Origin of the sequence: Mariniflexile sp. AS56 (assembly GCF_030552475.1) — a bacterium.
Lineage (GTDB): Bacteria > Bacteroidota > Bacteroidia > Flavobacteriales > Flavobacteriaceae > Mariniflexile.
This window is the reverse complement of the sequence record NZ_JAUPED010000026.1, coordinates 21,261-30,025: the sequence shown is the minus strand read 5'-3', so window position 1 is coordinate 30,025 and position 8,765 is coordinate 21,261. Positions and strand designations below refer to the sequence as shown.

Annotated in this window: 10 protein-coding genes and 1 pseudogene; 10 read left to right on the top strand and 1 reads right to left on the bottom strand. The window is 36.5% G+C overall.

What is annotated here, in order from left to right; translation table 11 throughout:
* Positions 1–407: pseudogene (locus tag Q5N74_RS17910) on the bottom strand (hypothetical protein); the annotation flags it as partial.
* 368 nt (positions 408–775) lie between these two features.
* Between Q5N74_RS17910 and Q5N74_RS17905 the strand changes: the two are divergent.
* From Q5N74_RS17905 to Q5N74_RS17860, 10 genes are read left to right on the top strand one after another with little or no spacing between them, the layout of a single operon-like run.
* The gene (locus Q5N74_RS17905) at positions 776–1,348 is read left to right on the top strand and encodes a DUF4255 domain-containing protein (RefSeq protein ID WP_304390369.1); all 573 of its coding nucleotides are present in this window, start codon (positions 776–778) and stop codon (positions 1,346–1,348) included.
* 1 nt (position 1,349) lies between these two features.
* Positions 1,350–2,387 (top strand): hypothetical protein, encoded by a 1,038-nt coding sequence (locus tag Q5N74_RS17900; protein WP_304390368.1) that lies wholly within the window; start codon positions 1,350–1,352, stop codon positions 2,385–2,387.
* Between the two features lie 17 nt (positions 2,388–2,404).
* Positions 2,405–4,546, top strand: a complete 2,142-nt coding sequence (locus tag Q5N74_RS17895) for a phage tail sheath C-terminal domain-containing protein (RefSeq protein ID WP_304390367.1) — start codon at positions 2,405–2,407, stop codon at positions 4,544–4,546.
* Positions 4,547–4,579: 33 nt separating this feature from the next.
* A complete protein-coding gene (locus Q5N74_RS17890; RefSeq protein ID WP_304390366.1) occupies positions 4,580–5,020 on the top strand; it encodes a phage tail protein in 441 nt (146 codons plus the stop codon).
* Position 5,021: 1 nt separating this feature from the next.
* Complete coding sequence (locus tag Q5N74_RS17885) at positions 5,022–5,465, top strand: phage tail protein (protein ID WP_304390365.1); 444 nt, start codon at positions 5,022–5,024, stop codon at positions 5,463–5,465.
* Complete coding sequence (locus tag Q5N74_RS17880) at positions 5,465–5,623, top strand: DUF5908 family protein (RefSeq protein WP_304390364.1); 159 nt, start codon at positions 5,465–5,467, stop codon at positions 5,621–5,623. The genes Q5N74_RS17885 and Q5N74_RS17880 overlap by 1 nt, the downstream gene beginning before the upstream one ends.
* A 3-nt stretch (positions 5,624–5,626) precedes the next feature.
* A complete protein-coding gene (locus Q5N74_RS17875; protein WP_304390363.1) occupies positions 5,627–6,313 on the top strand; it encodes a LysM peptidoglycan-binding domain-containing protein in 687 nt (228 codons plus the stop codon).
* Complete coding sequence (gene vgrG, locus Q5N74_RS17870; protein WP_304390362.1) at positions 6,314–8,059, top strand: type VI secretion system tip protein VgrG; 1,746 nt, start codon at positions 6,314–6,316, stop codon at positions 8,057–8,059.
* A 1-nt stretch (position 8,060) separates the two neighbouring features.
* A complete protein-coding gene (locus Q5N74_RS17865) occupies positions 8,061–8,351 on the top strand; it encodes a PAAR domain-containing protein (RefSeq protein WP_304390361.1) in 291 nt (96 codons plus the stop codon).
* 2 nt (positions 8,352–8,353) lie between these two features.
* Positions 8,354–8,764 (top strand): GPW/gp25 family protein, encoded by a 411-nt coding sequence (locus tag Q5N74_RS17860; RefSeq protein WP_304390360.1) that lies wholly within the window; start codon positions 8,354–8,356, stop codon positions 8,762–8,764.
* Position 8,765: the final 1 nt, after the last annotated feature.

Sequence of the window (8,765 nt, the reverse complement as noted above, 5' to 3'; positions counted from 1 at the left end):
CTTACCGCGTATGGAGATCTAACAAATTGTTTAGACATGACATGCTCTTCTAGGTTGTCTTGCCATTCATCCGGAACGACCAATTCTCCTGCTAATCCCGATAATTGGACACGTCTTTTATCAAAAAGAAAGGCCATACGCTCCCCGTTACCAACCTTGCCTTTATTTACATCAGTAAGTAAAAATGACCAGTTTGCACCAAGTACCTTTAAGGTGTCTCGTAAGGCTCGAATATTACCTTTTACCTCCTGTATCGCAATGACATCAAATCGACTTATAATTTTGGCAATACATAATACGGAATGGAGGTCACGTTTTGGGGAGTCGGCATCGTCAGAATCCCATTTTCGTGTTAAATTTCCAAATGCACGTATGTTCCAAGTGGCAATTAATAGGTTTCTGTCCAATTTTTTAGACGGAATTTTAGAATTCAAATCTGCTCTCAGCAAATTTAAATTTTCCTCTACTTCAGAGGGCGGAGTGTCTGTAATATAAATCATACTTTAAATACCTCTAAATATTATATTAGTTGGATAATTATGATAATAAAAATTTGAAATATTATTTTAAAATTAGATTTAGTTTGTAAATCAAGATTGTTTTATTCAATAATTGTCTAGACCACTTTATTTGCAATATTAATGTCTTACATCAACTTATTTCCATTATAAAATCTATAAATCCCCAAAAATGGGGATTGATAAACCGATTAAGAATAAATAACTTGTTAGTTATAAAAATTCCATTCCTTAAGCATTAAAAACCAAACGAGATTATGATTTATGAGGTCCTTAAGATTTTAAAAGAAGAACTCGACTCCTATTTTCAGGATGAAAAGATAGTTTCTTTAGAAAATATTGCGGCTATAGAAATGGATAAGGAAGACGGGAATGGGAATATTATTGTTTTATCATTGATAAATGTTCAGGAGGAATTTGCCCTGAAAAATATATCCAATAACTACATAAAGAATACTGAAGTAAATTATAGGAATCCAAAAGTCAATTTAAATCTTTATACACTTTTTAGTAGTATAAATTCAAATTATGAAGAAGCCTTAAAAAAGCTCACAAAAATTATTGAGTTTTTTCAAGGAAAAATGGTATTTACCCAAGATAATACAAACTTCGAGCGTCAAGGAGATTTAATGCAAGTAGAAGATTTTGAATTTATTGTAAGACTTTATACGCCTACGTTTGAGGAACTTAATTTTATTTGGGGGACTTTAGGAGGGAAGCAATTTCCATCTGTTATATACAAGATTACTTTATTAAAAATAGAACGTGGTTATGTCTTTGAAAAAGGCGAATTGATTACAGAAGTAAACCATAATTTTAAAAACAAATAGTATGTTTTATAAAACGCTCTTTAACGTAAATATCCACCATGGTTATTTTTTGGATAGTGGAGAAAAGAAGTTTCTTCCTGCTTTGGTTGATGATACGTTGTTGAGTGGAGAAGAAAAAGAAAATGCATTAGAAAATTATTCTATAAACGATTATATAAAGATAATACCCAGTGCTTCTACTAGAAGCCTATTCAAGAACCATCGAATATTATTAAGATCTAATAAGCAGGGATTTTCTTTGCTGATTTCTGCGTTTGAAGATGGAGGTAAATATACTCCATTAATTTTTTTGAATGACACCAGTACTTTTACATTCGAGATTCAAGCTACAGATCCTTATTTTTATAATTATACGGAACTGAAAAACACAAATGAAAGCAGATTATATCTTTTTTCAAACCAATTGCCCAATGGCCAATCTACGGGGTTTGAAAATATTTTTGATAATAATGGAGGCCCAATTGATAATCGTTTTTTGTTAAGCACCGAAGCTTCCCAAGATTTGCTTCGCACAATTAGTGAGGAAGATGTAGCACTGAATACTTCAATGAATCAATTTTCATTAGCGTACATCATAAAACTTATAGAAGATGATGGAAATTTAACACAACAGGAAAAAACAGATCAAGTTTCGAAGTTGCTTATAGCGAATATTCAAGCGAGAATAAAGAGCCATACAATAGGGTATTTGCGATTATCTGCCAAAGGCGATGGTACCAGCCATATTTTAGAATTTGATAGCAGCGTTCCTAGCGATTTAAAACAATACACTTTAAGCACTACGCCTACATTTACCATAAGTTTTATAAACAAAAAAACCTTTTGGCGGTATATCAGTTTGTCAGACGGTGTAAAGTTGACGACAAATAGCCAAAAGTGGTCTACAAAAAATGGATTCATAGAAATAAAAACAGATGATTTTGATGCTAGTGGCTTAGAGCCTCCCGCTACAGACCCTGACGATTATGTCTTCCCGAACCCTAGGGTTACATCGGTAAAAAAAGAAGGCAATGATTATTATTCCGAAATATTTATTTAAAACAAAAATTTAAAATTATGGCAAATTACAAAACACCAGGAGTCTATATAGAGGAGATTGTGAAATTCCCTCCATCGGTGGCTCAAGTTGAAACGGCAATTCCGGCATTTATTGGTTATACGGAGAAGGCAACCAATAAAATAAAAGGGGATCTTAAGGGAGCTCCAACTAGAATCACTTCAATGCTAGAATATGAAACTTACTTTGGTTTTGCAAAACCAGAGCGAACAATTGCGGTTAAAATTACGGACACTTTAACAGGAGGCAACCCAGAGCGCACTATCATAGTAACCCAACCATCTTCGAGAGAGCCATTTTTGATGTATTATTCATTACAAATGTATTTTGCAAATGGCGGTGGTCCATGCTATATAACATCTGTAGGAAGGTATGGAGACACCTTGGATACCGATGATACACAAATAACTTCAATCAATAACTCAGATCATTTCACAAAGGGTTTGGCAGCTATCAGGAAGGTAGATGAGCCTACATTAATACTTTTTCCCGATGCTACGGCACTAAGTACAGATACTGAATTTTACAGTCTGTATAACGAGGCATTAAAACAATGTAAAGAGCTACATGATAGGTTTACCATTATTGATACTAGGGGTTATGATGGAGAAAGCCCTACAGATCCTAACATCCAGAAATTAAGAAATGAACTCAGTTCTGAAAAGGATTTCTTAAAATACGGAGCTGCTTATTATCCATTTTTAAAAACTATTTTAAACTATAATTTCAATAATGAAGATGTAATTATCTCTCATATTGATGAAGCAAATCCTACTGCTAAAAAGGTTATTACTGAAAATTTAAATGCCATTAATATGCCTACCGCGGTAAATCGTATCTCGAATAAAACGGGTGCAACAGATCTTACTGGAACTTTAGCGGAAGTTTATAATTATTTGTTTAGCGATAATGATGTGCCAAATGAAGGACTGAATTTAGGTGAAAATGGCACGGCTCCAAACGATGTTAAAAATTATGATAATCCAAGACCATTGATCTTGCATAATCGTCTTACTGCATTGTTAAATGATTTAAACGACTTAATTGAAAATAAGAAAAAGGCCAATATTGAAGCAAACGCAGCTGTATCAGCACTTAAGGATGAAGTTCCTGTTATAGACGTATCTACGATAAATAATTCTTTATCAGCATTCAATGATTTATTCACAACAAACAATACCATAGAACCGGTGACCAAAGAACTTGAAAAGTTAACCGTCAATCTTAAAAAGTTTATTGATGAGGCCAATATTACCAAGATCCAAAATGTGGTTGAGAACAACACTTCCAATATTCTTGAAGAAATACAGAAATTGGTAATTGGTGCCCCCACATCTAGCCCTGTTGCCAACACGAATACCACCCTTTTCGACGGTATTGGTTCGGCGTGGGACGCTTTAAAAAGTGCTATTATTGATGATGATGGGGATGATTTGGTAGATACGGATATCAATTTAGATACTAATAATGGAGAACTTCATGGAAGAAACTTAGCAACTATTGAGAACCTAAACAATAAAGTTTATAATCAGATACTTACTGAAATAGGAAATCTGCCTCTTGAATTACCTCCAAGTAGTTCCATTGCAGGAGTCTATGCACGGGTAGATAGTGATAGAGGTGTATGGAAAGCACCTGCGAATGTAAGTCTAAATTATGTTATAGAACCCTCCGTTCAAGTAACACATGATGACCAAAAAGACCTAAACGTCGATACCGTAGCAGGTAAATCCATTAACGTGATTAGAGCATTCGTAGGAAAAGGGAATTTGGTTTGGGGTGCTAGAACCCTTGCAGGGAATGATAACGAGTGGCGTTATATCTCAGTAAGACGCTTTTTTAATATGGCAGAAGAATCTATAAAAAAAGCCACAGAGCAATTTGTTTTTGAACCTAATGATAAAAACACTTGGGTACGTGTAAAAGCAATGATAGACAATTTCTTAACACAACAATGGAAAGCAGGAGCGTTGGCGGGCCCTACACCTGAAAAAGCATTTTATGTTAATGTGGGTTTGGGTATAACCATGACAGCCTTAGATATTCTGGAAGGCAATATGGTCATTGAAATAGGAATGGCAGTAGTTAGACCTGCAGAATTTATAGTCTTGAAATTCTCTCATAAAATGCAAGAAGCATAACCAATAGTAAGATAACCTTAAAATATAAAAATCATGGCAACATATCCATTACCAAAGTTTCATTTTAAAGTAACACATGGCGACGCAGAATTTAATTGTACAGAAGTTTCTGGGCTAGATTTTGAGCGCGAAATAATTGAGTATAGAGCAGGTGCAGATAATGTGTACTATAAATCAAAACAACCCGGACTGGAGAAATACAGCAATATTACCGTGAAAAGAGGCTCTTTCGCAGATAAGAGCAAAGAGTTTTATAATCAATGGATTAAAACGGTGTTTTTTCAAGAAGGTGAAGAGCAGTACCGTGGCGATTTGACCATCAGTATGCTAGATGAAAAACACGAACCTGTAATAACGTGGAAAGCTCAAAATGCATACATCACAAAAATACAATCCACAGATTTAAAAGCAGATGGTAATGAAATTGCTATAGAAACTGCGGAATTTGTTCATGAAAAACTTTCAATAGCATAGTATGGCATCCTATTATCCACCCGTAGGTTTTCATTTTAAAGTGGAATTCAGTGGAATTTCAAATAAAGAAAACGACCATCAATTCCAATCGGTTTCGGGGCTATCTGTAGATCTGGAAACTGAAGAAATTGCCGAAGGTGGAGAAAATAGGTTCAAGCATAAAATACCTGTGCGAACAAAGTATCCCAATTTAGTTTTAAAACGAGGGATGCTTTTGGATTCAGGCGTGATTACCTGGTGCCGAAAAGCTTTGGAAGATTTTGAAATCGAACCTGTAAGTTTAACGGTTAGTCTGTTAAACGAAAAACATGAACCGTTACAAACATGGAGTATTTCCAATGCCTATCCTGTAAAATGGAGTGTGGGCGATTTTAATGCCGAAGAAAATAAAATCGTAATCGAAACACTAGAACTGTCATATAACTTTTTCAAAATATTAGACTAATGCCTATAGAGATTAAAGAATTATATATCAAAATAAACGTAGATGAAAGTGAGAAATCCCAAGGAGGAGGAAAATCATCCGAACACGGTAAAATCGCGATTATCGCCGCTTGTGTTGAAGAAGTGATGGAGCGTATTAAAGAACAAAAAGAACGCTAAGCTATGAGTGACGGCAAGTTACAAAAACTGGTTATTAAAGCATATAAGGACGAAAAATTTAGCGACCCTGTTGGAGATGGAGAATTTACCACGTTGGTAAATCCAGAAAAATACCTTATTGTTTATAAACCAGAATATCAAGAAGAACAAGGGCAAGGAACGAGTGCAACACAACCGAAATTTACAAGGATTTCGCCTCAAGAATTGGATGTGGAATTACTTTTTGATAGTACGGGTGTTATTGACGGCAAACCCGATAAAAAAGATGGCATCATTGATCAGATAGATACCTTTAAGAAAATTGTTTTTGATTATAGTGGCGATGAACACAAACCATATTATTTGCAAATAGGATGGGGGGCGTTGCTCTTTAAAGGATCATTAGTTGATCTTTCAATAGAATTTAAGCTCTTTGCTCCTGATGGAACGCCGCTAAGAGCCTTGGCGAAATTAAAGGTTAAAGGTGCTGTTGATGAAGATTTAAGGGCGGCAAGAGAAAACAATAAATCTCCTGATTTAACACATCAACGTGTAGTAAAAGCAGGGGATACCCTGCCTTTAATGACGCACCGGATTTATGGAGACTCAAAGTATTATTTAGAAGTTGCCAAAGCGAACAATCTTTACAGTTTTAGAAACTTAATACCGGGGCAAGAATTGTTTTTTCCTCCATTAACTAAAAAGGCATAAATGAACAATAGCGGCGTCATACAAACATCAAAAAGTCCGGATCTTGTTACCTTCAAGATTCTAACGGAAGGTGAAGAACTTTCAAAGGTTTACGAAGTGAAAAGCATTACGGTAACCAAGGAAGTGAACAGGGTTCCTACAGCAAAAATTATTTTGATAGATGGCGAGGCTTCACAACGGGATTTTAAATTGAGCAACGAGGATGTGTTGATACCTGGTAAGAAAATCGAGATTACTGCGGGATATCATTCTGATGAAGAAACTATTTTTAAGGGTATTATTATTAAGCATAATCTAAAAATACGTTCAAGTACTGCAAACCTCATTATTGAGTGTAAAGATGTGGCTGTAAAAATGACCATAGGGAGAAAAAGCCACTACTTTTATGAAAGCAGGGATAGTGATGTTTTTGATGAAATACTGTCTAAATACGGGCTGGATAGTGATGTGGAAGTAACAAATTATGAGCATCCAGAGCTTGTGCAGTATAATACTTCGGACTGGGATTTTATGGTGGCGAGGGCTCAGGCAAACGGGAAATTATGTTTTGTTGATGACGGAAAAGTAACTATCGCCGCACCAAATATGAAACAATCGGAAATAGAAACAGTCACGTTTGGTGCGTCCATGTTGGATTTTGATGCTGAGATTGACGCCAGACACCAAGTCAAAAAGGTGTCTTCTTATGGTTGGAATCATGCCAATCAAGAATTATTGGAGATTGAAGGTAATGACCCGTCAGTTTCATTAAATGGTAATATAAGCGCAACCGATTTGCAAGATGTTATTGGTCTGGAATCTCTGGAATTAAGGCATGGAGGTGCCATTACAGATACTGAATTACAGGACTGGGCAGATGCCAAATGGCTTTTTCAGCAATTGGCAAAAATACGTGGGCGTGTCAAATTTCAAGGCATTCCATCTGTAAAACCCAATACGATTTTAAAATTGGAAGGCGTGGGAGATCGTTTTAATGGAAATGCATACATCACTGGCGTAAGCCATACTATTTCGGAAGGCAATTGGACTGTCAATGCCCAGTTTGGGCTAAATCCAGAATGGTTTTCAGAAACGTTCGATATACATGCACAACCAGCAGCGGGATTGGTTTCTGCTATTGCAGGACTGCAAGTGGGTGTCGTGTCGCAATTGGAAGAAGATCCTGAAGGAGAAGAACGTATTTTGGTGCAGATTCCCATAATTAATAATAAAGAACAAGGTATATGGTGCCGAGTGTCTGCCTTGGATGCAGGTGAGAACAGAGGTTCTTTTTTTAGACCAGAAATTGGAGATGAGGTGATCGTGGGGTTTATTAATGAAGACCCAAATGATGCTGTGGTTTTAGGGATGCTTCACAGCAGTGCAAAGCCTGCACCTTTTACCGCGAGTGATGACAACCATGAAAAAGGATTTGTAACCAGAAGTGAAATGAAGTTGGTATTTGATGACGATAAAAAGTCCATCAATATCTCAACACCTGCAGGGAAAATGATAACTATTGATGAAGATGCTGGTACAATCGTAATAGAAGATGATAACTCGAACGTGATTACCATAGATAGCAATGGCATTAGTATGGAAAGCGCTGGAGATATAAGTATAAAAGCGGCCGGAGATGTTTCTATAGAAGGTACAAACGTTGGTATTGTTGCAAATGCGGAATTTAAGGCAGAAGGGGCCGCAGGTGCCGAGGTGTCAACAAGTGCTATTGCTGTTTTAAAAGGATCTTTAGTACAAATAAATTAAAATGGGAGCACCAGCAGCAAGAATTACAGATATGCACGTATGCCCAATGGTAACAGGCGTCGTGCCACACGTTGGAGGACCTATTTTACCTGCAGGAGAACCAACGGTGCTTATTGGTAATATGCCAGCTGCTCGTGTGGGTGATATGGCAACTTGTGTTGGCCCTCCAGATACGATTATTGCAGGGTCTGCAACGGTTTTAATAGGGGGTATGCCTGCAGCGCGATTGGGAGATTCTACAGCACATGGCGGTACGATTGTTTTAGGAGAGTTTACGGTACTAATCGGGTAATTATGGATATAAAAAAATCTTTTTTGGGCACAGGATGGGCGTTCCCCCCAGAGTTTGTTAAAGAGCAAAAGCAAACTAAGATGATTTCTAATGAAGAAGACATCAAAAGCAGTTTGCATATTTTGTTGACAACACGCCTGGGAGAACGCATTATGTTGCCCAATTATGGTTGCAATTTGGAAGCGCTATTGTTTGAATCCCTTAACAGAACTTTAATTACTTACACTGTAGATTTAATAAAAACCGCTATTCTCTATCACGAACCTAGGATAGATGTGATTAAGATTGATATATCTGAAACCGACCCTTTAGAGGGTAAACTAATCGTATCCATAGATTATATCGTCAGGGCTACCAACTCAAGAACCAACATGGTTTTTCCATTCTATAAAGAAGAAGGAACAAATATATAAG